This window comes from Streptomyces sp. NPDC031049 (genome assembly GCF_055571015.1).
Map to the genome: position 1 here is coordinate 259,127 of NZ_JBVIGC010000010.1, position 22,667 is coordinate 281,793.

The following is a 22,667-nucleotide window of genomic DNA, read 5'->3' on the forward strand; positions in this document are numbered from 1 at the left end:
GCGTACGGTGCGTTTCTCGCGTCTCTCCGGCGACGGGAAGCCCAGCGGCACCTCACGCCCGCCGTGTCCGCGCGACACCGGCACTAGGGGAAGGTGCTAACTTAGGTAAACCTAACTCAGGTGAGCCTAACTCAGGGACCTCAGGGACAGGGAGGCCGTCATGGCAGACCGACCGGCACGCACGCCGCGGAAGCCGTACTCCGCGCAGGTCGTCCGCACCGAGCGGCTGACCCCGCACATGCAGCGCGTGGTCCTCGGCGGCGAGTCACTCGCCGGTTTCTCGGCGGACAGCTGCACCGACCACTATGTGAAGCTCCTCTTCCCCTCCGGGGGCGCGACCTACCCGGACCCCTTCGACCTGGAGCGGATCCGTGAGGAGTTCCCGCGCGAGCAGTGGCCGGTGACGCGGACGTACACCGTGCGCCGGTGGGACCCGCGGCAGCGGGAGCTGACCCTGGACTTCGTGGTGCACGGCGACGAGGGGCTGGCCGGGCCCTGGGCCCTGCGCGCCCGGCCGGGAGAGACCGTGCACTTCCTGGGCCCCGGCGGCGCCTACGCCCCCGACCCCGCCGCCGACTGGCATCTGCTCGCCGGGGACGAGAGCGCGCTGCCCGCGATCGCGCGTTCCCTGGAGGCCCTGCCGGACGGGGTCCGCTGCCACGCCTTCGTGGAGGTGGCGGGTCCCGAGGAGGAACAGAAGATCGACTCCCCCGCGGAGATCGTCTGGCTGCACCGCGGGAACCGCCCGGTCGGCCAGGCGCTCGTGGAGGCCGTGCGGGCCCTGGACTTCCCCGAGGGCCGGGTGCACGCGTTCGTGCACGGCGAGGCGAGCTGTGTGAAGGAGCTGCGCCGGCTGCTGCGGGTCGAGCACCAGGTCCCGCGCGAGGACCTGTCCGTCTCCGGCTACTGGCGGCTCGGCCACAACGAGGACGGCTGGCAGGCCTCGAAGCGCGATTGGAACGCCCGAATCGAGGCCGAGCAGGAAAGCACGCAGCGGAACCGCACGGCACCGGCTTCCGCGGCGTAGCGGGGCTCTCCCGGAACGGCACGGCCGGTGGCTTCCGGAACGGCGCCGTCGGTCACCTCGGCCGCCCGGCTTGCGGAGTGGCGCCGGGCACGAGGCCGGCCGGTCGGCCCGCACGCCTGGTACCACCTCCGCCACCGGCGACAGCCGGCACCACCGCGTCCTGGCCCGCCGCACCTCGGCACGCCGCACTGCCGCGTCCCGGACCGCCACGCCCCGGCACGCCGCACCACCCCGCCCTGGCACGCCGCACCTCGGCACCCCGCGCGGCCGCGTCCCGGCACGCCGTACCACGGCGTGCCCGCGCCTCCGCCGGGCCGTGGTTGCCCGGCCTCGCGGACCCGCTCGTACCCTGGCTCGCGATGAGACGCCGACGCACCCCTCCGCCTCCCCCTCCGCTCCCCCAGCGCGACGGGGTCGACCCGGTGCGCCTGCGGCTGCCCGCCGGGGGGCCGTGGGCGACGGTGGGCGAACATCTGGTGGAGCGGTTGTCCGGCGCGGCACCGGGGGCCGTCGTCCGGATGCTGGACGAGGGGCTCGTCGTCGGCGCGGACGGACGCCCGGTGAGCGCGGACGCCCCGTACCGTCCGGGGACCCACGTGTGGTTCCACCGCGACCTGCCCGCCGAGATCCCCGTGCCCTTCCCCGTCGGCGTCGTCCATCGCGACGAGCACATCGTCGTCGCCGACAAGCCGCACTTCCTGGCCACCACACCGCGCGGCAGCCACGTCACCGAGACCGCGCTCGCACGGCTCCGCCGGGAACTGGGCATCCCCACGCTGACCGCCGCGCACCGCCTGGACCGGCTGACCGCCGGCCTGCTGCTGTTCACCGTCCGGCCCGAGGAGCGCGGCGCGTACCAGACGATGTTCCGCGACCGCCGGGTGCGCAAGGAGTACGAGGCCGTCGCCCCCTGTGATCCCGGGCTCGCCCTGCCCCGGACGGTACGCAGCCGGATCGTGAAGGAATGCGGGGTCCCGGCCGCCCGGGAGGTGGCGGGCGAGCCGAACGCCGAGAGCCTGATCGAGCTGTTGGAGCAGCGGGCGGGACCGGCCGGCACGCTGGGGCGGTACCGGCTGGTGCCCGCGACCGGGCAGACGCATCAACTGCGCGTGCACATGAGCGCCCTCGGCGTGCCGATCCTCGGCGATCCGCTCTACCCCGAGGTGACCGCCCCCGGGCCCGCCGGTGACTTCCGGCGCCCGCTGCAACTGCTGGCGCGGGCGCTGGAGTTCACCGATCCGGTCACCGGGCGCGAGCACCGGTTCCGCAGCGGCCGGACGCTGGGCGCCTGGGCCTCCTACGACGGCTGGGCCTCGGGTCAGTAGCCGCGCCACCAGCGCAGGAAGCGCTGCCACGCCCCACGCGGCCGTGCAGGAGCCGCCGGCGACGCTCCATCCGCCACCGGCACCGGCTGCGGCTGCGGCGCGGCGGCGTCCGATCGCTGCACGGCCGGGTCCGGCTGCGATGCCACGGCGCCCGGCGCCGGCTGCGACGCCCCGGCCTGGGCGGGCAGCACGGACGGCACCGAGGCGGGCTCGGCGGACGGCGGCGGCACCGTCGCCGGCTCCGGCAGCGGCGCGCCCAGGTGCCAGATGCTCGGCCGCATCGGAACCGGGGAGTGGCTCGGCGCCATCGTCACCTCCTGCTGCGCCTTGGGTTCGAACCGCACCGGCAGTTCCACCAGATGCCGGGACGCGATCGAGGACCGCCAGCGCAGGTCCTCCTCGTCGCAGGCGATCTGCACGTCCGGCAGCCGCATCAGCAGCGCGTCCACTCCCGCGTCGGCGATGACACGGCCGATGTCCTGGCCCGGGCACTCGTGGGGCCCGCCGCCGAAGGCGAGATGGGACCGGTTGCCCTGCATGCCGGCGGACAGGTCGGGCCGGATGCGCGGGTCGACGTTGCCCGGCGCGATGCCCAGCAGCAGCCCATCGCCCTGGCGGATGCGCTGGCCGCCCAGCTCCGTGTCCTGCTTGGCGAAGTAGGCGAAGATGGTGCTGAACGGCGGCTCGTCCCACAGGGACTGCTCGACCGCCTCGGGCACGGTCATCTCGCCGCCGCTGAGCCGGGCCCGGAACCGCGGATCGGTGAGCACCACCCGCAGCACGTTGGAGATGAGGTTGACGGTCGCCTCGTAGGCGGCGAAGAGGACGAGCCGCAGATGCTCGCGGACCTCGTCGTCGGTGAGCCGCGCCGGGTGGTTGATGAGGTGGGAGGTGAAGTCCTCGGCGGGCTGGGCGCGTCGGCGGGTGGTGTGCCGCTCCAGCACCTCCATGACGTACGAGTGGCTGGCGATCGCCGTGTCGGTGCCCTTGAGCGCGTCCCGGGCGGCCTCCACGAGGCGTTCGTTGTACTCGCCGGACATGCCGAGGATCTCGCACATCACGCCCATCGGCAGATGCTCCGCGAACTGTCCGACCAGGTCGGCGCGGCCCTGCTCGCAGAAGCGGTTGACGAGGATCTGGCTGTGCCGGCGGATGTGGCGGCGCAGTCCGCGGTAGTCGATCGTGGACATGGCGCCGGTGACCGCTCCGCGCAGCCGCTTGTGCTCGTCGCCCTCGGCGTGGGAGGCGATGGGCTGCCAGGCGATGTGCGGCATCAACGGGTGGTCCGGCTTGACCATGCCCTCCTTGAGCGGCGTCCAGATCCGGCTGTCCCGGGTGAACTTCGCCGGTGTCGACACCAGGTGCAGGTTCTCGGCGTGCCCGAGGACCACCCACATCGGCACGTCGTCGTGGAGCAGTACGGGCGCCACCGGGCCGTGTTCGGCCCGCAGCTTCTCGTACAGCTCCTCCAGGTCCTCCACCTCGTACAGCCGGTGCAGGCCTCCGGGGCCGAGGCCGTGCGCGGGGCAGCCGGGGGGTGGGCCGGGGACGGGGTCGCCCGGTCGGGTCGGGGTGTGGGATTCAGCCGTCACAGTGGTCGCTCCGAAGCTGATGGGAGAGCTGAGCAGAGTCGGGGGCGCGGGTCAGGTGAGCGCGCCCGTCAGGGCGAGGGAGTGCAGGAAACGCATCAGGGTCATCAGGGCGTCGCGGCTGGAGGCCCGGCGGCGCACGTCGCACTCGAAGATCGGGATCTCCTCGGACAGGTCCAGGGCCGTGCGCAGTTCCTCGACGGGATAACGGGGCGCGTCCGGGAAGGTGTTGACGGCCACGACGAACGGCACGCCACGCTCCTCCAGCCGTCCCATCACGTCGAAGCTGACCTCCAGCCGGCGGGTGTCCACCAGCACGACCGCGCCGAGGGCACCTTCGAACAGCCCGTTCCACAGGAACCAGAAGCGCTCCTGGCCCGGGGTGCCGAAGAGGTAGAGCACGAGCTGGTCGGTGATGCTGATGCGGCCGAAGTCCATGGCGACGGTGGTGGCCGTCTTGGAGGCGGAGCCGTAGTTGTCGTCGACCCCGATGCCGGCCTGAGTCATGGTCTCTTCGGTGGTCAGCGGTCTGATCTCGCTCACCGAGCCGACCATCGTGGTCTTGCCGACACCGAAGCCGCCCACGATGACGATCTTCACGGCGGCCTCGGCCGACTGCGGAAGCCGGTCCTCCGCGCGTGGGCCCGGAATCGTGTCAGAGCTTTTGAAGTCCATGCATCACCGCTTCGAGGAGGGATCGGTCGGCGACCTTCTGGCGGACGATGGGGGCGCGCGCCTGGACCAGTTCCGCCGTGAGCAGATCGGTGAGCAGCACGGTCACCACGCTGAACGGCAGGTTCAGGTAGGCCGACAGCTCCGCGACGGACAGGGGCGCGACGCACAGCCGGAGCAGGGCGGCCTGTTCCGGTGTGGCGGAGGCCGGCGGGGTGTCGGAGCGCGCCACGATCAGCGTCACCAGGTCTATCTCGGCACGCCCGCCGTCGCCGTCGCCGATCACGTACAGCCGCTCGGGATTCTTCTTCTCGCCTTCCTTGGGCGGCGGGCTCTCCGAGGGGGGCGGGGCGGGAGGCTCGGGTTCGCGCTGTCGCCTCTGGCGTCGGGGAGGAGTCATACGGTCTGCCCGTTGCGCCGGGCCGGACTGGTCAGGTGCGGGCCGATGCGGGCGACGAGGTCGCGCATGCGGTTGCTCATCATGCCGGGCTCGCAGCGGATGTCCGAGAGCACGGCGAGATAGGCGTTGGCGCCCGCGGCCATCAGATAGAAGTAGCCGCCGTTGATCTCGATGATGACCAGCTTCATCTTGCCGTCGCTGGTCGGGATCTCCTCGGCGACGGCCCCGGCGAGGCTCTGCAGGCCCGCGCAGGCGGCGGCGACGCGGTCGGCGGCGTCGGGGTCGCCGGAGTAGCGGGCGATGCGCAGCCCGTCGGCGGACAGCACCACGATCATCTCGATGCCGGGAACGCCGTCGTAGAGCTGCTTGAGCATCCAGTCGAACTTGCCCTGCTGCTGGATCACTTGTGGTCCCCCTCGTCGTCGGCCGGGGCGTGGGCCGGCTCATTGGGCGGCTGGGTGAATGCGTTCGGGTCCGGGTCGCCCTTGAGTCCCTCCCAGAAGGCCTCGACCCACAGCCCGGGCGGGGTGTCGTCCTCCTCCTTCTCCGGCTCGGGCTCGGGTTCCGGAGTCGACCAGGCGGCGTTCCGGGCGCGTTCGGCGGCCTGCCGGGCCTCGCGCTCGGCGTCCTCCCGTTCCCACTTGGCCTGCTCGGCGAGCCGCTGGCTGAGCGGCATCTTGACCCGGCTGCGGCGCTGCGGCAGGCCGCCCGCCGTCCACTCGGTGACCTCGGGGACATCGTCCTCCAGGGAGACCGTCGCGGGGATCTTCGGACTGGTCGGGCGGCGCTTCTTGGGCCGGCGCTGAGGGCCCGGAAGGGCGTCGGGGCCGGGGGACGGCAGGGAGGTCGCCCCGATGCCGTGGGCCAGTCCGACGCCGGGCTCGGTGGTCATCATCTCGCTCGGCACGACGAGGATGGCACGCACTCCGCCGTACGCGGAGGCCCGCAGCGAGACCTGCATGTTGAACGCCGCGCACAGACGGCCGACGACGGCGAGGCCCAGGCGGGGGTTGCCGCTGATGTCCGCGAGGTCGGTGCCCGCCTTGGCGCTCTCCAGCATGCCTTCGATCCGCAGACGGGCGTCCTCGCTGAGGTTGACGCCGGCGTCCTCGATCTCGATGGCGACGCCGGTCTGCACCTCGGTGGCGGTGACGTGGACCTTGGTGTTCGGCGGCGAGTAGCGCGTGGCGTTGTCCAGCAGCTCCGCGGCCGCGTGGATGACCGGCTCGACCGAGGTGCCCTTGATGTTGACCTTGGCGATGGAGGACAGGTCGATGCGGCGGTACTCCAGGATCCGGGACATGGCGCCGCGGAGCACGCTGTAGAGGGCGACCGGGGAGGGCCACTGCCGGCCGGGCCGGCCGCCGCCGATGACGGCGATGGAGTCGGCGAGCCGGCCGATCAGCGCGTTGCCGTGGTCGATGCGCAGGAGGTCGTCGAAGACCTCGGGGTTGCGGCCGTGGTCCTCCTCCATCTCTCGGAGTTCGTTCGCCTGCTGGTGGACGATGGCCTGCACACGGCGGGCGATGTCGACGAAGGAGCGCTGCGAGGCCTCCAGCGCCGTGTCCTCGTGGTCGATGATGTCGAGGACGCGGCGCAGCAGGGCGAGCTGCGGCTCGCCGAGGGTGGTGTAGGAGGGGTCGAGCACGTCCAGGCGCGCCATCACGTCCCGTGGGTGGTTGCCCTGCCGCATGTAGGCGAGTGCGTGGGGCAGGATCTCGCGGCCGAGGCGGACCAGTTCCGCGTCGTGACCGGCGATCCGCCGCTCCAGTTGCGCGGTGTGACGGGCGTGTTCGACGCGCAGGGCGCGCAGGGCCCGGCCGCGGCGCACGGCTTCGGCGGCCGCCGCGGTCACCAGGACCGTGGCGACGGCACCACAGATGCCGACGGCGATGCGGGCCGGCTCCGTCACCACGGCGACGGCGGCCCCGGTTGCCGCCGCCATCAGTATCGCGGGCAGCAACAGCGCGCTCACGAAGGGGAGTTCACGGCTGTCTGGAGGGGGAGCAACACTCACCATGTAGGCCCTCTGAAAAGGAGTCGGCTGGGGATGGGGGAGCTTGCAGGGGGGTATGTCATGGGATCGAAGGGGTGGTTCAGGAGATAGGGGAACAAGCGCGCGAATCTCCTCAACTCGGCGCGCTGCGGGCGAGCTTAGTCCGAGCGGATCATCGCCGTGTCATATTCGGCAAGCACCTGAAACGGGCACCGGGGAAGGGGTAACCTCGGGCCCATTTGCACGCTTCGGAGCCGTTCGAACACTCAAAGTATGCGTGTACGGCCGTGCGATTGTCACTCACCGTAACGAGTGAACCGGCGGTCCCGGACATGACGCGGGCGCCCGAGCGACTGTGCTCGGGCGCCCGACGAACCTGGCGCCGACCGACGAACCTGGCGCCGACCGGCAACTCTCCGCACCGACCGGCCGCTACCGCACCGACGGGCGACTCCCGCACCGACCGGCGGGCCTCTGCGCCGGCATGCGGGCTGCTGTCCCGCCGACGGCTCCTACCCCACCGACGAGTAGGCCACCACGCCGCGCAGCAGTCCGTCGACCGCCTTGCGCGCGTTCTTCGGGACCGTCGAGCCCTCGGCGGGCGCGGCCGCGGCGATCTGGCCGAGGACGTCGATGACCTGCTTGCACCAGCGCACGAAGTCGCCCGCCGGCATCTCCGCCTCGCGCAGCACCTCGTCCAGCCCCTTGCCCGACGCCCACATGTAGGCGGCCCAGGCGAAGCCGAGGTCGGGCTCGCGCTGGCCCACCCCCTCGGTCTGGCTGATCCGGAACTCCTCCTCCAGGGCGTCCAGCCGGCCCCAGATGCGCACCGTCTCCCCGAGGGCCACCTTCGCCTTGCCCGAGGGCAGCTTGGGCGCCATCGCGTCGTCGGCGGTCCGCGACTCGAACACCAACGCCGAGACACAGGCGGCCAGTTCGGCCGGGCCGAGCCCCTCCCAGACCCGCTCGCGCAGGCACTCGCTGGCCAGCAGGTCCAGCTCGCCGTAGAGCCGGGCGAGCCGCTTGCCGTGCTCGGTGACCTCGTCCCCGCGCAGGTAGTCCAGCTCGGTGAGCAGGGCGACGATGCGGTCGAAGGTGCGCGCGATGGTGTTCGTACGGCCCTCGATGCGGCGTTCCAGCTGGGAGGTGTCGCGCAGCAGCCGGTGGTAGCGCTCGGCCCAGCGGGCGTGGTCCTCACGGTCGCTGCACCCGTGGCAGGGGTGGGCACGGATGGCCTTGCGCAGCCGGGAGATCTCCCGGTCGTCGGCGGCCTGCGAGCGCCGCTTGCGGTGCCGCTCGGGCGGGATGTGCCCGGCCTTGGTGCGCAGCGCCGAGGCGAGGTCGCGCCGGGACTGCGGGGAGCGCGGGTTGAAGGACTTGGGGATCCTCATCCGCTCCAGCGGCTCCACGGGCACCGGGAAGTCCATCGATGCCAGCCGCTTGACCTGACGCTCGGCGGTCAGGACCAGCGGGCGCGGGCCGTCGTGGTACTCCAGGCCGCGGTGGCCGTTGGTCCGGCCGGCCGGCAGGCCCGGGTCCAGGACCAGGGCCAGGCCCGCGTACTTGCCGGTGGGGACGTGGATGACGTCACCGGGCTTCAGCTTCTCCAGGGCGACGGCGGCCTCGGCGCGCCGCTGGGCCGCGCCCTGCCGGGCCAGCTCCGTCTCCCGGTCCTTCAGCTCGCGCCGCAGCCGCGCGTACTCCTCGAAGTCGCCGAGGTGGCAGGTCATGGAGGCCTTGTAGCCCTCCAGACCCTCCTCGTTGCGCTGCACCTGCCGGGAGATCCCGACGACCGACCGGTCCGCCTGGAACTGGGCGAAGGAGGTCTCCAGCAGCTCCCGCGAGCGGTGCCGGCCGAACTGCTCGACCAGGTTGACCGCCATGTTGTACGACGGCTTGAAGCTGGAGCGCAGCGGATAGGTCCGCGTGCCGGCCAGTCCCGCGAGGTGCTCGGGGTTCATACCGCGCTGCCACAGCACCACCGCGTGGCCCTCGATGTCGATGCCGCGGCGGCCGGCCCGCCCGGTGAGCTGGGTGAACTCACCGGGGGTGATGTCGGCGTGCTGCTCGCCGTTCCACTTGACGAGCTTCTCCAGGACCACGGAGCGGGCCGGCATGTTGATGCCGAGGGCGAGGGTCTCGGTCGCGAAGACGGCCTTGACCAGGCCCCGCACGAACAGCTCCTCGACGACCTCCTTGAAGGTCGGCAGCATGCCCGCGTGGTGGGCCGCTATGCCCCGCTCCAGGCCCTCCAGCCACTCGTAGTAGCCCAGGACGTGCAGGTCCTCGGACGGGATGCTGGCCGTGCGCTCCTCGACCAGGGCGCGGACCTCCGCCCGCTCGTCCTGGTCGTTGAGCCGCAGGCCCGCGTACAGGCACTGCTCGACGGCGGCCTCGCAGGCGGCGCGGCTGAAGATGAAGGTGATCGCGGGCAGCAGTGCCTCGGCGTCGAGCCGCTCGATGACCTCGGGCCGGCTCGGCGTCCAGATCCGCGAGCGCTGTCTGCGTTCCCGCTCCCGCTCGGCCTCCCGCATCGACCGGCCGCGTCTGCGGTCCTGGTAGGACGGGCGGCTCGCCTCCATGCGCGCCATGCGCATCAGGTCGGGGTTGACCGCCTTCTTCTGGCCCTCGCCTTCCTCGAACAGGTCGTACATCCGCCGGCCGGCCAGCACGTGCTGGAACAGCGGCACGGGCCGGTGCTCGGAGACGATCACCTCGGTGTCGCCACGGACGGTGTCGAGCCAGTCACCGAACTCCTCGGCGTTGGACACGGTCGCCGACAGTGACACGAGGGTCACCGACTCGGGGAGGTGGATGATCACCTCTTCCCAGACGGCACCGCGGAAGCGGTCGGAGAGGTAGTGCACCTCGTCCATGACCACGTAGCCCAGGCCCAGGAGGGTCTGCGAGCCCGCGTACAGCATGTTGCGCAGCACCTCGGTGGTCATCACGACCACCGGGGCGCCGGAGTTCAGGCTGTTGTCCCCGGTGAGCAGGCCCACCTTGTCCGTGCCGTAGCGGCGGCACAGATCGGCGTACTTCTGGTTGGACAGCGCCTTGATCGGCGTGGTGTAGAAGCACTTCTTGCCCTGCTGGAGGGCGAGGTGGACGGCGAACTCGCCCACGATCGTCTTGCCGGAGCCGGTGGGCGCGGCCACCAGCACGCCCTTCCCCGCCTCGAGGGCCTGGCAGGCCTCGATCTGGAAGGGGTCGAGGCCGAAGTCGTACATCTCGCGGAAGGAGGCGAGCGCGGTGGCCTGCTCGGCAGCGCGCCTGCGGGCTGCCGCGTACCGCTCGGCCGGTGAGAGATCCTCTGTCATCGTGCTTTCGAGCGTACCGGGCCGCACCGACAACAGGACGATCATTATCCGGATCGGCCGACGGCGGTACCACGGCCGTCGGGCAGGGTGCCCGGACAGCGCCCCGCCCCGGGCGCGGTGCGGTCCGGGGCGGCAGCGGAGTGCGGCGGGCTACGGGCCTCAGGTCACGTCGTCGTAGCCGTTGACCCGGTCCGTGCGGGACTGCTCGGGCAGCGCCGGGCTCGTCGTCACGGGCTCGATCGCGCCGATGTCCTCGGGGGTGAGATCCAGCTCGGAGGCCTCGTCGTCGGCCGGGCCGAGGGCCTCGCGGCGGCGACTGCGGCGGTCGTTCAGCAGCGCGATGGCGACGGCCGTGAAGTACAGCAGCCAGATCGGGCCGGCCAGGCCCAGCATGGAGACCGGGTCCGTGCTCGGCGTGGCGATGGCCGCGAACACGGTGATACCCATGATCATCCCGCGCCACCAGCCGAGCATCCGCTGGCCGCTCAGCACCCCGCTGAAGTTGAGCATCACCAGCAGCAGCGGAAGCTCGAAGGAGAGGCCGAAGACGACGACCATGCGCGTGACGAGGTCCAGCAGCTCGTCCAGCGGCAGCAGGTTGTCGACGCCGAACGGGGTGAACTCGATCAGCACCTTCGCGGTGGTGGGCAGGACCAGGTAGGCGAAGAAGGCACCGCCGAGGAAGAGCGGCACGCCCGTGCCGACGAAGACGTAGGCGTACTTCTTCTCGTGCTTGTGCAGGCCAGGGGCGACGAAGGCCCACAGCTGGTACAGCCAGATCGGGGAGGCCAGCACGACGCCGGCCATCAGGGACACCTTCAGGGCCAGTGTGAAGGGCGCCAGCAGACCGTTGATGGTGATCCGGGCGCAGCTCTCGCCGTCGGCCGCCTTCGCCAGCTCTTCGAAGGACTCCTTGCACCCGACCGAGTCGAGGATCGGTTCGGTGAAGAAGTTGATGATGTCGTTGTAGAAGAAGGCGGCGGCCACGGCGACGACCACGATCCCCAGCAGGGCTTTCGCGAGCCGGTTGCGCAGCTCACGAAGATGTTCCGCCAGGGGCATCCGCCCCTCCGGGTCCCTCTCCCTCTTGCGGGCAGACTTCAGCAACCCACGTTCCCATCTCGTGCGGCGGGCCGGAGGTCACCGGCCCTGCGTCAGCGCTTGGTCGTGTCCGTCGGCTCGGTGACCGGACGCGAGCTGGTCACGTCGCCGGGGGCCGCCTGGATGGTGCGCTGGGACGGGGACTGCTCGCCGGGGTTCGGCGGGTCGGCGGGGGCGGAGGACTTGTTGTCCTCCTTCATCGCCTTGGCCTCGCTCTTGAGGATGCGCGCGGACTTGCCGAGCGACCGCGCCATGTCCGGAAGCTTCTTCGCGCCGAACAGCAGGATGATGACGACGAGAATGAGAATGATCTCGGGGGCTCCGAGCTTTCCGAACATAAGTCTTTACCTTCTCACCGAGGCGGCTGGGTGGGGGCGCTGTCCGACCGGTCGGACATGTGTCCGATCGATCGTGTTGTGCAGCGATCGTAACGCCGAGGGGTAAACGTCAGGCAATCCCCGTGCATATCCCGTGCGTACTCCCGTCCGTGCCCGGGCCTCGTTCTCCGGGCCGCGGTTCAGCGTACCCGGACGCGGTGGCGCGGTGACAGGGCGCGGGCGCTCACAGCGCGTCGGCGGACCGGGCCGCGCTCGCCGCCGCCCGTTCCAGGTCCTCCGCCGCCCGGTTGATCCGGCGGGCCGAGTCGGTCACCTGCCGGCCCAGTCGCTGCGCCTCGACGAACACCCGCACGGCGAGCACCGCGAGGACGGCGAGGCCCATGAATCCCACGGCTACCGCGAACATCGGCCAGAACATGACGGGAAGCCTAGACCTTTCGGCAGGCCCGGGCCTAAACGCGGCCCCGGGCCTGAGCGGTGGAGTGCAGCCGCAGCGTCCTGACCCCGCCGCCCGTGAGGAGTTCCACGATGCGCTCCCCCGCCGGTTTGCGGACGGCGACGCCGCACTCGGGGCAGGTGAACGAGTAGAACGTCGTACGGCTGCTGGCGCCGATGGCCAGCCGCAGGGCGCTCGCGGCCAGCTCGAAGCGGCCCCGGCAGTCGGGGCAGCCCGCCCGGAAGACGACGGGGGTGACGCTTCTCATCCCGGCGAACGCCGCCGCCACCGACATCCCCGCCCCTCCCGCCGACTCGCTCACAGCCCTCGCTCCAGTGTGTCGTCCTGCCCGGCCCGCACCGCGTGCCCGGCCGGTGCCGGCGTCCGCTCGCCGGCTCCGTCCGGCGCCGGTTCGTCGTAGGCGGCCAGTGCCTCGCGGGCGGCCTGGCGGGCGCTCTCGGCGAGGGCGGCCGGGGCGACGATCCGGCCGTCCCGCCCGAGCCGCAGGGCCAGGCGTCTGAGGGACGCCGGGTCGGGCGTGCGCAGCGTGATGCGCAGGCCGCCGTCGGGGAGTTCCTCGGCGCTGTCGTGCGGGTAGTACTCGGCGACCCAGCGACCGCCGGGGCCGACCTCCACGACGACCTCCGGGTCCTCCGCGGCGGGCTGCACCAGCGCCTCGGACAGGTCCCGCAGCTCGATCTCCGGCGGTGCCGACGGCTCGTCCAGGATCTTGATCTCGGCGACCCGGTCGAGCCGGAAGGTGCGCCGCGCCTCGGAGCGGCGGCACCAGGCCTCCACATACGTGTGCCCGACGCTGACCAGGCGGATCGGGTCGATCTCGCGCTCGGTGACCTCGTCACGGGCCGGCGAGTAGTACCTGATCCACAGGCGGCGGCGCTCGGAGATGGCGCGGTCGACGTCGGCGAAGACGCCGCCCTCGGACTCGAAGGTGACGGACAGCCGGGAGCTGGCGCCGGCCGCCTCTCCGGCCGCGGCCTCCACCTTGGCCGTCGCCCGCAGCAGTGCCTGCCGGTCGCTCTCGCGCAGACCGGGCAGGGTCGCCACGGCCCGGGCGGCCACCAGCAGCGCGGTGGCCTCGTCGGCGGCGAGCCGCAGCGGCTCGGCGGCGTCCGCGCCGAGGGCGGCCGGGTTGTGCCACCAGATGCGCTCGCCGTCGGTGTCGATGTCGAGGAGGTCGCCGCCGCGGAAGCTGGTGCCGCACATGGGCAGCACGTCGAGGTCGGAGACCAGCTCGTCCTCGGTGATGCCGAAGGCACGCGCCACGTCCTCGACCCGGGCGCCGGGGCGCTCGCGCAGATACGTCACCAAGGACAGCATCCGCCGGGTCTGGTCGATGGCGTTCACGGGCCTGACCGGTTTGCCTGCCACTGTGTTGTCCGCTCCCCCTCAGCCCTTGGCGACGGCACGCAGCCGGTCCACCACGTCGGCCCGCAGCTCGGCCGGCTCGACGACCACCACGTCCGGCCCGAACTCCACCAGCCAGGCGTCGAGTCCGTGCCCGTACGGAATCTCCAACTCGTCCCAGCCGTCGCCGAGTTCCCGGACGACGGTGGCCTTCGCCCGAAGGGGGTACCCCGATCCGGTCCGCAGCCGGATCAGCGCGGAACGGTCGGCGGTCTCCCCCGCCCAGCTCGCGACCGTCTCGCGGACGGTGACGACGTCCGGCACGGGAGCGGTGAAGCGCCCGCCGCGCGAGCGGACCCTGCCGGTGATCCGGGAGAGCCGGAAGACGCGCTCCGCGCCGCGGTCGCGGTCGAAGCCCGCCAGGTACCAGTGGCCCCGCCAGCACTCCAGCGCCCATGGCTCGACGTGCCGGGTCTCCGGACGGGCGGCGGTGGCCTTGCGGTAGTCGAAGACCACGGCGCGGCGGTCGCGGCAGGCCAGCATCAGCGGTTCGAAGGCGGCCTCGTGCACCGGGATGCGCGGCTCCAGCGCGCTGTGCGCCTCGTAGGGGTCGACGTCCTCGGGCAGTCCGGCCGCGCGGAGCTTCTGGAGGGCGCCGCTGGCCGCACCGGCCAGCCGGGCCTGCTGCCAGACCTTGGCGGCCAGGCCCAGGGCCGCGGCCTCCTCGGCGTCCAGCGTGATGGGCGGCAGGCGGTTGCTGTCGCGGCGGGCGAGGTAGCCGACCTCGCCGTCCAGGTTCTCGACGGTCTCGATGACCAGGCCCAGCTCGCGCAGGTCGTCCTTGTCCCGCTCGAACATGCGGTTGAACGAGTCGTCCGAGCCCGCCGCGCCGTTCTCCGGCCCGAAGGCCTCGACGTACGCCTCGATGGAATGGCGCAGCTCGTGCTTGCTCAACGGCCGCCGCGTCCCGAGCAGGCACAGCGCCAGGTTCATCAGCCGCTCGGCCTTGGCAATGGCCATCGACGCCCTTCTCCCTATGGTGCTTACAACGGATGACCGTACCGCTCCGCGAGGGCGCGGCAAAAGCCGAGGGCCCATGCCCGGACAGGCATGGGCCCCAGGTGATCGGGTCCGGTCAGGAACCGTTCGGACTCCTGCTCAGACGCCGAGAAGGTCGACCACGAAGATCAGGGTCTCACCGGGCTTGATCGCCGGGGTCGGGCTCTGGTCACCGTAGGCGAGGTGCGCCGGAATGGTCAGCTGGCGGCGGCCGCCGACCTTCATGCCCTGCACGCCCCGGTCCCAGCCCGCGATGACCCGGCCGGCGCCCAGCGGGAAGCGGAACGGAGTGCCGCGGTTCCAGCTGGCGTCGAACTCCTCGCCCGTGCTGAAGGCGACGCCGACGTAGTGGACGGTGACGGTCTGGCCCGCCTGCGCCACGGGGCCGTCGCCCTCCCAGATGTCCTTGATCTCCAGGTCCGCCGGGGGCTCGCCGCCCGGGAAGTCGATCTCGGGCTTGTCGATGCTCACGTGTTCAGCTCCTGCTTGTCTGCGAAAAGGCAACGCGTGCCAGTCTGTCATCCCCGGGGCGTCAGAGCTTCGCCAGGATGTCGACGGCGAAGACCAGGGTGGAGTCCTTCTTGATGTCGCTGCCCTGCGGCGGGTTGTCGCCGTAGCCCAGGTCGGGCGGGACGACGACGAGGACGCGGCTGCCGACCTTCTTGCCGGTCAGGCCCTGCGCCCAGCCCTTGACGACCTGCTGGAGCGAGAACGACGCCAGCTGCTTGCGCTGGTACGTCGAGTCGAACTCCTTGCCGCCGTCCCAGAGCACGCCCTTGTACTGCACGAGCACGCTGTCCTGGGCGCCGACCTCGGCGCCGTCGCCCTCGATGACGTAGTTCGCCACGAGCTTCTTCGGCGCGTCGGCCTTGGGCACCTCGATGGAGGGCGCCTTGCCGTCGGTGTCGGTGCCGACCTTCGGCAGGGCGGCGTCGTCCTGGGGGACCTCCTTGCCCTTGGCCGAGCTCTTGGCGTTGAAGGTGTCCTGGAGGTCGACGACGAACACCAGGGTGTCGTCGCCCTTGATGCCCGCCTGCTCGTTGCCCTGCGTGCCGTAACCCCAGGTGGGGGGCACGGAGAACTCGACGCGGCTGCCGGTCTTCTTGCCCGCGAGCGCGTACCGCCAGCCGTCGATGATGCTGCCCTGGGCGAGCTGGATGACGATGGGCGTCTTGCGGTCGTAGGAGTTGTCGAACACCTTGGCGCTGGCCCAGATCTGGCCGAGGTAGTTGGCCACGACGAAGTCGTTCTCCGCGACGGTCTTGCCGTTGCCGGCGATGGCGGTCTTCACCGCGAGCTGGTCCGACGGGTCGCCGCTGCCCTTGGCGACGGTGGGCTTCTGGTCGAACCGGGTGCCGGCCGTGATCGCGGGGAGCGGGCCGTCGACGATCTTCGGCGCGGGCGGCGCGGAGGTGTCCGGGGCCGAGGGCGAGGCGCTGTCGCTTGCCTTGCTCGAGTCGGACCCTTCGTCGCCGCATGCGGCGAGCGTGACCAGTCCGGCGGGTACGGCGATGAGGAGTGAGCGTCGGCGCACGGTGGGGGCCTCGTAATCGGTCGGTCGTCGTGGATGGCGTGCGCGCAACTCTACGGCGTGAGCAGGGCGCCGCACGGAAAACGTACGGCGCCCGTGTGGCGTTCCGGACTTCCGTGCGGGCGGGCGTGTCGCCCGTCACCCGGCCGGAGTCCGGCTCACATGCCGGCGATCAGCTTCTCCACCCGGTCGTCCACGGAGCGGAACGGGTCCTTGCACAACACCGTGCGCTGGGCCTGGTCGTTGAGCTTGAGGTGGACCCAGTCGACGGTGAAGTCCCGGCGCTGTTCCTGGGCCCGCCGGATGAAGTCGCCGCGCAGCCGGGCCCGAGTGGTCTGCGGCGGGACGGACTTGCCTTCGAAGATCTTCAGGTCGTTGCAGACCCGGGCCGCCTGGCCCTTCTTCTCCAGCAGGTAGTACAGGCCACGACGCCGGTGGATGTCGTGGTAGGCGAGGTCTATCTGGGCGACCCGCGGGTGCGACATGGTCATGTTGTGCTTGGTGCGGTACCGCTCCAGGAGCTTGTACTTCATGACCCAGTCGATCTCGGTGTCGATGCGGTCGAGGTCCTCGGTCTCGATCGCCTCCAGGGTGCGGCCCCACAGCTCCAGCACCCGCTCCACCGTGCCGGTGCGGATGCCGCGGCGCTCGCAGAAGTCCACGGCCTTCTCGTAGTACTCCCGCTGCACCTCGAGCGCCGAGGCCTCGCGCCCGCTGGCCAACCGGACCTTGCGGCGGCCGGTGATGTCGTGGCTGACCTCGCGGATGGCCCGGATCGGGTTCTCCAGCGTGAGGTCCCGCATGACGGTGCCGGCCTCGATCATGCGCAGCACCAGGTCGGTGGCGCCGACCTTGAGCAGCATCGTCGTCTCGGACATGTTCGAGTCGCCGACGATCACGTGGAGCCGGCGGTAGCGCTCGGCGTCGGCGTGCGGCTCGTCGCGCGTGTTGATGATCGGCCGGGACCTGGTCGTGGCCGAGGACACACCCTCCCAGATGTGCTCGGCCCGCTGGCTGACGCAGTACACGGCGCCGCGCGGCGTCTGGAGCACCTTGCCGGCACCGCACAGCAGCTGCCTGGTGACCAGGAACGGGATGAGGATGTCCGCGAGCCGCGAGAACTCCCCGTGCCGGGCCACCAGGTAGTTCTCGTGGCAGCCGTAGGAGTTGCCCGCCGAGTCGGTGTTGTTCTTGAAGAGGTAGACGTCGCCCGCGATGCCCTCCTCGTGCAGGCGTCGTTCCGCGTCTACCAGGAGTCCTTCCAGAATGCGCTCGCCCGCCTTGTCGTGGGTGACGAGTTCGATCACGTTGTCACATTCGGGTGTCGCGTATTCCGGATGTGACCCCACGTCGAGATAGAGGCGGGCGCCGTTGCGCAGAAAGACGTTGCTGCTGCGGCCCCATGACACGACACGGCGGAAGAGGTACCGCGCCACCTCGTCAGGCGACAGGCGGCGCTGTCCCCTGAACGTGCACGTGACGCCGTACTCGTTCTCCAGCCCGAAAATGCGGCGGTCCATGACTGAACATTACGCCCGATCCCCTGAACTGAAACGGGGTTCGACGGCACGGTTTGGATCATTTTCCGATGAAGCCGCAACCACCGCTCCCCCGGCGGGAGCTGCGAGGACCCGTCCGGTGGCCAGCAGCACCAGCAGCGACGCGGCCCCGGCGGCGCCCGGCACGGCGAAGCCCCACAGCGCCCCGCCCGTCTCGACGACCGGCCCCGCGAGCCCGGTGCCCATCGACGCGCCCACGGTGAACGTCGTCACCAGCCAGGAGAACGCCTCGGTCACCGTCCCGCGCGGGGCGTGCCGGTCGACGAGGACGAACGCGCAGGCGATGGCGGGCGCGAGGAACAGTCCGGCCACCACGGTGAGCAGCACCATCGGCACCACGCCCGGCATCAGCATCAGCGGCAGGTAACAGACCGCCAGAAGGGCCACGAGCACGCTCAGTCGCCGCGCGGGCTCACCGGCCCACCGGCGGGCCCCGTACACCGTGCCGCCGATCAGCGCGCCGAGGCCCACACCGGCCATCAGCCAGCCGTAGACGGCGTCCCCGCCGTGCTCGTCCGCGTACGGGACCGCGGCCACCGTGATGGAGCCCAGCGCGCTGCCCACGAACAGGAACGCGGCGAGCAGGGCCAGCAGTCCCGGCGAGCGCAGCGCGCCGAGCCAGTGCGCCTCGCGCGGGGCGGAGCGCCACGCGCGCGAGGGGGGCGACACGACCACGGACAGCGCGCCGAGCACGCCCACCGCGTTCAGCACCAGCAGCGCGGCCTGCTCCGACCACACCGACACGCACACCGTGACCAGCAGTGGCCCGACGGTGAACATCACCTCCTGGGCCACGGCGTCCATGGCGTACGCCGTGTGCACCTGGTCCTCCTTGCGCAGGACGCTGGGCCAGAGCGCCCGCAGACCGCCCTCCAGCGGTGGCGTGAACAGCCCGGCGAGCGCCACGGCCGCGACGGCGACCGCGAGCGGCTCGATGCCCCAGAAGGCGAAGAGGGCCATCGCCGCGCCCGAGGCGAGGGCGGCGGGCAGCTGCACCCGGGGCTGGCCGTACAGGTCCACCAGCCGGCCCAGCACGGGCTGGCCCACGGCGTTGGCGACGCCGTACACGGCCGCGAGCGCGCCCGCGAGGCTGTACGAACCGCCCTCGGCTCGTACGAACAGCACGATCGCGATGGCGGCGGTGGCGTTGGGCAGCCGGCCCACCAGCGTGCCGGCCAGCAACCGGACGGCGTGCCGCGCCCGGAGGATCTCCAGATACCCCGTGACCATGCGCGCTCCCCTCGCCGACCACCGACGTTGTACGTATAACTTCAGGCTCCATACGTACCATGTCGCTGTTCACCAGTCCAGACGAAGGAGCGGGCCCGCGGTGGCACGAGCAGGCACACGTCCGACGAGCCGGGACGTCGCCCAGGCCGCCGGGGTCTCCCAGGCCGCGGTCTCCCTGGTCCTCGGCGACAAGTGGCGCGGACGCGTCTCCGAGACGACGGCCCGGCGGGTGCGCAAGGCCGCCGAGGACCTGGGCTACCGGCCCAATCTAGCGGCGCGCAACCTGCGGCTGGGCCACACCCGGACGGTTCTGCTGGTGGTCCCGGCCCTGACCACGGAGTTCTTCGCCGGTGTCTACACGGGCGCGGCGCGGGTCGCCGCCGAGCACGGCTTCGGTGTGGTCCTCTACCCGTCCCCCGAGGGCATCGGCCCGGCCCGGGACCCGTTCGCCTCGGCCCAGGCCGCTCTGGACGGTGTGATCGCGTCCTCCATGGCCGCCGACGCGCTGACCGCGATCCGCGGCGACCAGCTTCCCCTGGTCATGCTGGACAGCGATCCCGAGGGCAGTCTGGGGGCGGCGACCGTCAACCTGGACATCGCCGACGGCATCCGGCAGGTCGCGGACCATCTGCTGGCCCTGGGCCACCGGCGGGTGCTGCACCTCGCGGCGGACGTGGCCTCGTGGACCTTCGAGGTACGCGCGCGGGAACTGGCGGCTCGGCTGGCCTCGGTGCCCGGCACGGAGCTGGGCACCGTCCGTGCGCCGATCGCGATCGACGACGCGCGCACGGCCGTGGAGACCGCGCTGTCCGGCGGCGGTGCCCGTCCGACGGCCGTGGTCTGCGACGACGACAAGCTCGCCGCCGGGGCGTACAAGGCGCTGCGGCGGCTGGGGCTGCGGGTGCCGGACGACGTCTCCGTCACGGGTCTGGACGACCTCGCCCTGGCCACGGCGATCGATCCCGAGCTGACCACGGTCCGCCTGGACGCGGAGCTGTTCGGCGAGCGCGGCATGCGGGCTCTTCTGGCCGTCCTGTCGGGCCAGGAGCCCGAGGGCGGGGACATCCCGGTGGAACTGGTGGTACGGGGTTCCACGGCACCGGCACGCTGACGGGTTCCGGCCGACTGGAACCCGGCACTGCCCTGACCTGGGGGCGCCGCCGGCACCCACGAGATGTCGCCGACGGTTCGACAGTGCCCGGCGCTGGGGCTGACGTGGGGGGCGTTGCGCAGCCCGGCGGAACGGGGCGCCTCCCCCAGAGGGGGCGCCCCCAGCGCCCACCCGTGCCGCCCTGGGGGCACCTCCCAGGCCGTTCAGGCACTGGGGGAGGCACGACTGCCCGCGGATTGCGGGGCCCTGCCCGCGGCTGGGCGGCGCGGCTGCGCGCGGATTGCGCAGCCGGCCGCGGCAGGCGCCCGCGCGCAAGCCGCGACCAGCCGGGGCGCTGTCCCGCAGACGCGTATGGCGCGCAACCAGGCAGGGGGCTGTGCGCTGCCCGCAGACGCGTACGGCGCGCAAGCAGGCAGAGGCTGGGCGCTACCCGCAGTCGCCCGCGGCGGGGAGGGGTCGTGGCGGGGGGTCTCCGCCCGCAGCGGTTGTCGCGTCAACACGGGGGCCTTCCAGTCGGCCGATTCCGCGACGTTCCGAGGACGGAGACCCCCCGGCACGGCCCCGCACCACCCACCGGACCCAAGGCGCTACGCGCACCCCCACCCAAGCCGCAGCGGCGCCGCAGGCATCCACCCGCGGCGCCGCACCAGAGCAACCAGCAACCAGCAACCAGCACACGACACGCAACCGGCACACGACGCGCAACCAGCACCCGGGAACCGGCACACGGCACGCAACCGGCGCCCGGCAGGCGGCCCGGCTGCTGCGTCCGCGTTACTCCTCCGTGTCCTCCGCCTCGTCGTCGGCGCCGGCCCCCGACTCCCCGGCCCCCGAGGCCGTGGAGAGCAGGCGGGACAGCTGACCGCCGACGATGCGCTTGAACTTGCGCTTCTGCGGACGCGTACGGTCCAGCACCGCGACCTCGAGCCGCTCCGCCGGAATCTCCCGCTGGCTTCCGTTCGTGTCCCGGGACAGCGCCTGCACCGCCAGCTGCAACGCCTCCGCCAGCGTCATCCCGTCCCGGTGCTGCTGGTCGAGGTAACCGCTGATCTGCTCGGCGTTGCCGCCCACGGCCACCGAGCCGTGCTCGTCCACGATCGAGCCGTCGTGCGGCAGCCGGTAGATCTGGTCGCCCTCGGGCGTCTCCCCGACCTCGGCGACGACCAGCTCCACCTCGTACGGCTTCTCACCGGCGCTGGAGAAGATCGTGCCCAGCGTCTGCGCGTACACGTTCGCCAGACCGCGGGCGGTCACGTCCTCCCGGTCGTAGGTGTAACCCCGCAGGTCGGCATAGCGCACGCCGCCGATCCGCAGGTTCTCGTACTCGTTGTACTTGCCGGCGGCGGCGAAGCCGATCCGGTCGTAGATCTCGCTGAACTTGTGCAGCGCACGGGACGGATTCTCACCGACGAACACGATGCCGTCGGCGTACTGGAGCACGACCAGGCTGCGGCCGCGGGCGATGCCCTTGCGGGCGTATTCCGCCCGGTCGGCCATGGCCTGCTGGGGTGAGACATAGAACGGCGTCGACACCGGTTATCCGTCCCTTTCTGTCGAAGTCACTGGATCACCTGACAACAAAGCAACCGCGCCGCGCCGGCTACAGCAGCGCCGCCCGCGGACCGTCCGGCTGCTCCAGCCGCCGCTCCAGCACCGAGCGGGCGATCTCGGAGGACTCCTCCTCGGTCAGCCGGCGGAAGCCGTCCTCGGTGATCACGGTGACGATCGGGTAGATCCGGCGGGCGACATCGGGACCGCCGGTCGCCGAGTCGTCGTCTGCCGCGTCGTAGAGAGCCTGCACCACCAGCGTCGTGGCCTGCTCCTCGCTCAGATCCTCCCGGAAGAGCTTCTTCATGGCACCGCGGGCGAAGATCGAGCCGGAGCCCGTCGCCGCGTAGCCCTGCTCCTCCGACCGGCCGCCCGTCACGTCGTACGAGAAGATCCGGCCCTTGCCCCGGTCCACGTCGTACCCCGCGAACAGCGGGACCACGGCCAGACCCTGCATCGCCATGCCCAGGTTCGACCGGATCATGGTCGACAGGCGGTTGGCCTTGCCCTCCAGCGACAGCTGGGCGCCCTCGACCTTCTCGAAGTGCTCCAGCTCCAGCTGGAACAGCTTCACCATCTCCACGGCGAGACCCGCCGTACCGGCGATGCCCACCGCGGAGTACTCGTCGGCCGGGAACACCTTCTCGATGTCCCGCTGCGCGATGACGTTGCCCATGGTGGCCCGCCGGTCGCCGGCGAGCACGACCCCGCCGGGGAACGTCACGGCCACGATCGTGGTGCCGTGGGGCGCCTCGACCACGCCCTGCACCGGGGGCAGCTGCCGGTTGCCCGGGAGCAGCTCCGGCTGGTGCTCCCCGAGGAAGTCCATGAACGAAGAGGATCCAGGCGTCAGGAAGGCAGCCGGCAGACGCCCGGTGCTACGAGTGTTGGCTTCCACGCGATTCCTTCCACGTAGGCGGCAGCCCGCCGTGAGCCGCCGGGCCGATTACGAAACCGAAACCGCCCCGGCCTGGCGGCCGGAGCACGGTATGCCACGGACCCTACCCGCCCGTCGGCGGTGATCCACATACTCCGCGGAAACCCCGGATTCCCTGGCCGC

At 71.8% G+C, this 22,667-nt stretch carries 21 protein-coding genes; 3 read left to right on the forward strand and 18 right to left on the reverse strand.

The window, feature by feature from the left end; all coding sequences use genetic code 11:
• Nucleotides 1-160: 160 nt before the first annotated feature.
• Both ACZ45Q_RS19185 and ACZ45Q_RS19190 read left to right on the forward strand, forming a co-directional pair.
• Entirely contained in the window at nucleotides 161-1,027 is an 867-nt protein-coding gene (locus tag ACZ45Q_RS19185; protein WP_468262413.1) for a siderophore-interacting protein, read from the forward strand.
• A 359-nt stretch (nucleotides 1,028-1,386) separates the two neighbouring features.
• Nucleotides 1,387-2,352: an RluA family pseudouridine synthase gene (locus ACZ45Q_RS19190; RefSeq protein WP_468262415.1), complete on the forward strand. Its 966-nt coding sequence runs from the start codon at nucleotides 1,387-1,389 to the stop codon at nucleotides 2,350-2,352.
• Here the strand turns inward: ACZ45Q_RS19190 and ACZ45Q_RS19195 are convergent.
• From ACZ45Q_RS19195 to ACZ45Q_RS19270, 16 genes are all read right to left on the reverse strand, one after another.
• Nucleotides 2,346-3,944 carry a cytochrome P450 gene (locus ACZ45Q_RS19195; protein WP_468262418.1) on the reverse strand — a complete coding sequence of 533 codons (1,599 nt, stop codon included), beginning with the start codon at nucleotides 3,942-3,944 and terminating at the stop codon, nucleotides 2,346-2,348. The two genes, ACZ45Q_RS19190 and ACZ45Q_RS19195, sit on opposite strands and share 7 nt — an antisense overlap.
• Before the next feature lie 51 nt (nucleotides 3,945-3,995).
• Nucleotides 3,996-4,616, reverse strand: coding sequence for a GTP-binding protein (locus ACZ45Q_RS19200; protein ID WP_468262421.1), 621 nt, complete (start codon nucleotides 4,614-4,616; stop codon nucleotides 3,996-3,998).
• Nucleotides 4,597-5,013 carry a DUF742 domain-containing protein gene (locus ACZ45Q_RS19205; RefSeq protein ID WP_468262424.1) on the reverse strand — a complete coding sequence of 139 codons (417 nt, stop codon included), beginning with the start codon at nucleotides 5,011-5,013 and terminating at the stop codon, nucleotides 4,597-4,599. The genes ACZ45Q_RS19200 and ACZ45Q_RS19205 overlap by 20 nt, the downstream gene beginning before the upstream one ends.
• The gene (locus ACZ45Q_RS19210; protein WP_416528038.1) at nucleotides 5,010-5,417 is read right to left on the reverse strand and encodes a roadblock/LC7 domain-containing protein; all 408 of its coding nucleotides are present in this window, start codon (nucleotides 5,415-5,417) and stop codon (nucleotides 5,010-5,012) included. Before ACZ45Q_RS19210 ends, ACZ45Q_RS19205 begins: the two co-directional genes overlap by 4 nt.
• Nucleotides 5,414-7,033, reverse strand: coding sequence for a sensor histidine kinase (locus ACZ45Q_RS19215; RefSeq protein WP_468262427.1), 1,620 nt, complete (start codon nucleotides 7,031-7,033; stop codon nucleotides 5,414-5,416). The genes ACZ45Q_RS19210 and ACZ45Q_RS19215 overlap by 4 nt, the downstream gene beginning before the upstream one ends.
• A gap of 488 nt (nucleotides 7,034-7,521) precedes the next feature.
• Nucleotides 7,522-10,374 carry a DEAD/DEAH box helicase gene (locus tag ACZ45Q_RS19220; protein ID WP_468262429.1) on the reverse strand — a complete coding sequence of 951 codons (2,853 nt, stop codon included), beginning with the start codon at nucleotides 10,372-10,374 and terminating at the stop codon, nucleotides 7,522-7,524.
• A 114-nt stretch (nucleotides 10,375-10,488) separates the two neighbouring features.
• A complete protein-coding gene (tatC, locus tag ACZ45Q_RS19225; RefSeq protein WP_468262432.1) occupies nucleotides 10,489-11,436 on the reverse strand; it encodes a twin-arginine translocase subunit TatC in 948 nt (315 codons plus the stop codon).
• Between the two features lie 47 nt (nucleotides 11,437-11,483).
• A complete protein-coding gene (tatA, locus tag ACZ45Q_RS19230) occupies nucleotides 11,484-11,768 on the reverse strand; it encodes a Sec-independent protein translocase subunit TatA (RefSeq protein WP_468262435.1) in 285 nt (94 codons plus the stop codon).
• A 223-nt stretch (nucleotides 11,769-11,991) separates the two neighbouring features.
• Nucleotides 11,992-12,186 (reverse strand): hypothetical protein, encoded by a 195-nt coding sequence (locus ACZ45Q_RS19235; RefSeq protein ID WP_468262438.1) that lies wholly within the window; start codon nucleotides 12,184-12,186, stop codon nucleotides 11,992-11,994.
• Between the two features lie 34 nt (nucleotides 12,187-12,220).
• A complete protein-coding gene (locus ACZ45Q_RS19240; RefSeq protein WP_468262440.1) occupies nucleotides 12,221-12,526 on the reverse strand; it encodes a hypothetical protein in 306 nt (101 codons plus the stop codon).
• On the reverse strand, nucleotides 12,523-13,593 hold the full coding sequence (locus ACZ45Q_RS19245) for a helix-turn-helix transcriptional regulator (RefSeq protein ID WP_468262443.1): 1,071 nt from the start codon (nucleotides 13,591-13,593) through the stop codon (nucleotides 12,523-12,525). Before ACZ45Q_RS19245 ends, ACZ45Q_RS19240 begins: the two co-directional genes overlap by 4 nt.
• Before the next feature lie 18 nt (nucleotides 13,594-13,611).
• Nucleotides 13,612-14,589, reverse strand: coding sequence for a helix-turn-helix transcriptional regulator (locus ACZ45Q_RS19250; protein ID WP_468262446.1), 978 nt, complete (start codon nucleotides 14,587-14,589; stop codon nucleotides 13,612-13,614).
• 138 nt (nucleotides 14,590-14,727) lie between these two features.
• The gene (locus ACZ45Q_RS19255) at nucleotides 14,728-15,099 is read right to left on the reverse strand and encodes an FKBP-type peptidyl-prolyl cis-trans isomerase (RefSeq protein ID WP_468262449.1); all 372 of its coding nucleotides are present in this window, start codon (nucleotides 15,097-15,099) and stop codon (nucleotides 14,728-14,730) included.
• Between the two features lie 61 nt (nucleotides 15,100-15,160).
• Nucleotides 15,161-16,162 carry an FKBP-type peptidyl-prolyl cis-trans isomerase gene (locus tag ACZ45Q_RS19260; protein ID WP_468262452.1) on the reverse strand — a complete coding sequence of 334 codons (1,002 nt, stop codon included), beginning with the start codon at nucleotides 16,160-16,162 and terminating at the stop codon, nucleotides 15,161-15,163.
• 155 nt (nucleotides 16,163-16,317) lie between these two features.
• Nucleotides 16,318-17,679, reverse strand: a complete 1,362-nt coding sequence (pafA, locus tag ACZ45Q_RS19265) for a Pup--protein ligase (protein ID WP_468262455.1) — start codon at nucleotides 17,677-17,679, stop codon at nucleotides 16,318-16,320.
• A gap of 9 nt (nucleotides 17,680-17,688) precedes the next feature.
• Nucleotides 17,689-18,948: an MFS transporter gene (locus tag ACZ45Q_RS19270; protein WP_468262458.1), complete on the reverse strand. Its 1,260-nt coding sequence runs from the start codon at nucleotides 18,946-18,948 to the stop codon at nucleotides 17,689-17,691.
• A 100-nt stretch (nucleotides 18,949-19,048) separates the two neighbouring features.
• On the opposite strand from ACZ45Q_RS19270, the gene ACZ45Q_RS19275 reads away from it, so the two are divergent.
• Nucleotides 19,049-20,059 carry a LacI family DNA-binding transcriptional regulator gene (locus ACZ45Q_RS19275; protein ID WP_468262461.1) on the forward strand — a complete coding sequence of 337 codons (1,011 nt, stop codon included), beginning with the start codon at nucleotides 19,049-19,051 and terminating at the stop codon, nucleotides 20,057-20,059.
• A 774-nt stretch (nucleotides 20,060-20,833) separates the two neighbouring features.
• Here ACZ45Q_RS19275 and prcA read toward each other — a convergent pair.
• Both prcA and prcB read right to left on the reverse strand, forming a co-directional pair.
• Nucleotides 20,834-21,592, reverse strand: coding sequence for a proteasome subunit alpha (prcA, locus tag ACZ45Q_RS19280; protein ID WP_468262463.1), 759 nt, complete (start codon nucleotides 21,590-21,592; stop codon nucleotides 20,834-20,836).
• Between the two features lie 67 nt (nucleotides 21,593-21,659).
• Entirely contained in the window at nucleotides 21,660-22,505 is an 846-nt protein-coding gene (gene prcB / locus ACZ45Q_RS19285) for a proteasome subunit beta (protein WP_468262465.1), read from the reverse strand.
• Nucleotides 22,506-22,667 lie beyond the last annotated feature (162 nt).

Bases quoted from the DNA above. Each gene is read 5' to 3' on its own strand.
- ACZ45Q_RS19190 (WP_468262415.1), top strand. From the start codon at position 1,387: ATGAGACGCCGACGCACCCCTCCGCCTCCCCCTCCGCTCCCCCAGCGC.
- tatA (WP_468262435.1), bottom strand. From the start codon at position 11,768: ATGTTCGGAAAGCTCGGAGCCCCCGAGATCATTCTCATTCTCGTCGTC.
- ACZ45Q_RS19205 (WP_468262424.1), bottom strand. From the start codon at position 5,013: ATGACTCCTCCCCGACGCCAGAGGCGACAGCGCGAACCCGAGCCTCCC.
- ACZ45Q_RS19270 (WP_468262458.1), bottom strand. From the start codon at position 18,948: ATGGTCACGGGGTATCTGGAGATCCTCCGGGCGCGGCACGCCGTCCGG.
- pafA (WP_468262455.1), bottom strand. From the start codon at position 17,679: ATGGACCGCCGCATTTTCGGGCTGGAGAACGAGTACGGCGTCACGTGC.
- ACZ45Q_RS19215 (WP_468262427.1), bottom strand. From the start codon at position 7,033: ATGGTGAGTGTTGCTCCCCCTCCAGACAGCCGTGAACTCCCCTTCGTG.
- ACZ45Q_RS19185 (WP_468262413.1), top strand. From the start codon at position 161: ATGGCAGACCGACCGGCACGCACGCCGCGGAAGCCGTACTCCGCGCAG.
- ACZ45Q_RS19220 (WP_468262429.1), bottom strand. From the start codon at position 10,374: ATGATCGTCCTGTTGTCGGTGCGGCCCGGTACGCTCGAAAGCACGATG.
- ACZ45Q_RS19250 (WP_468262446.1), bottom strand. From the start codon at position 14,589: ATGGCCATTGCCAAGGCCGAGCGGCTGATGAACCTGGCGCTGTGCCTG.
- ACZ45Q_RS19235 (WP_468262438.1), bottom strand. From the start codon at position 12,186: ATGTTCTGGCCGATGTTCGCGGTAGCCGTGGGATTCATGGGCCTCGCC.
- ACZ45Q_RS19200 (WP_468262421.1), bottom strand. From the start codon at position 4,616: ATGGACTTCAAAAGCTCTGACACGATTCCGGGCCCACGCGCGGAGGAC.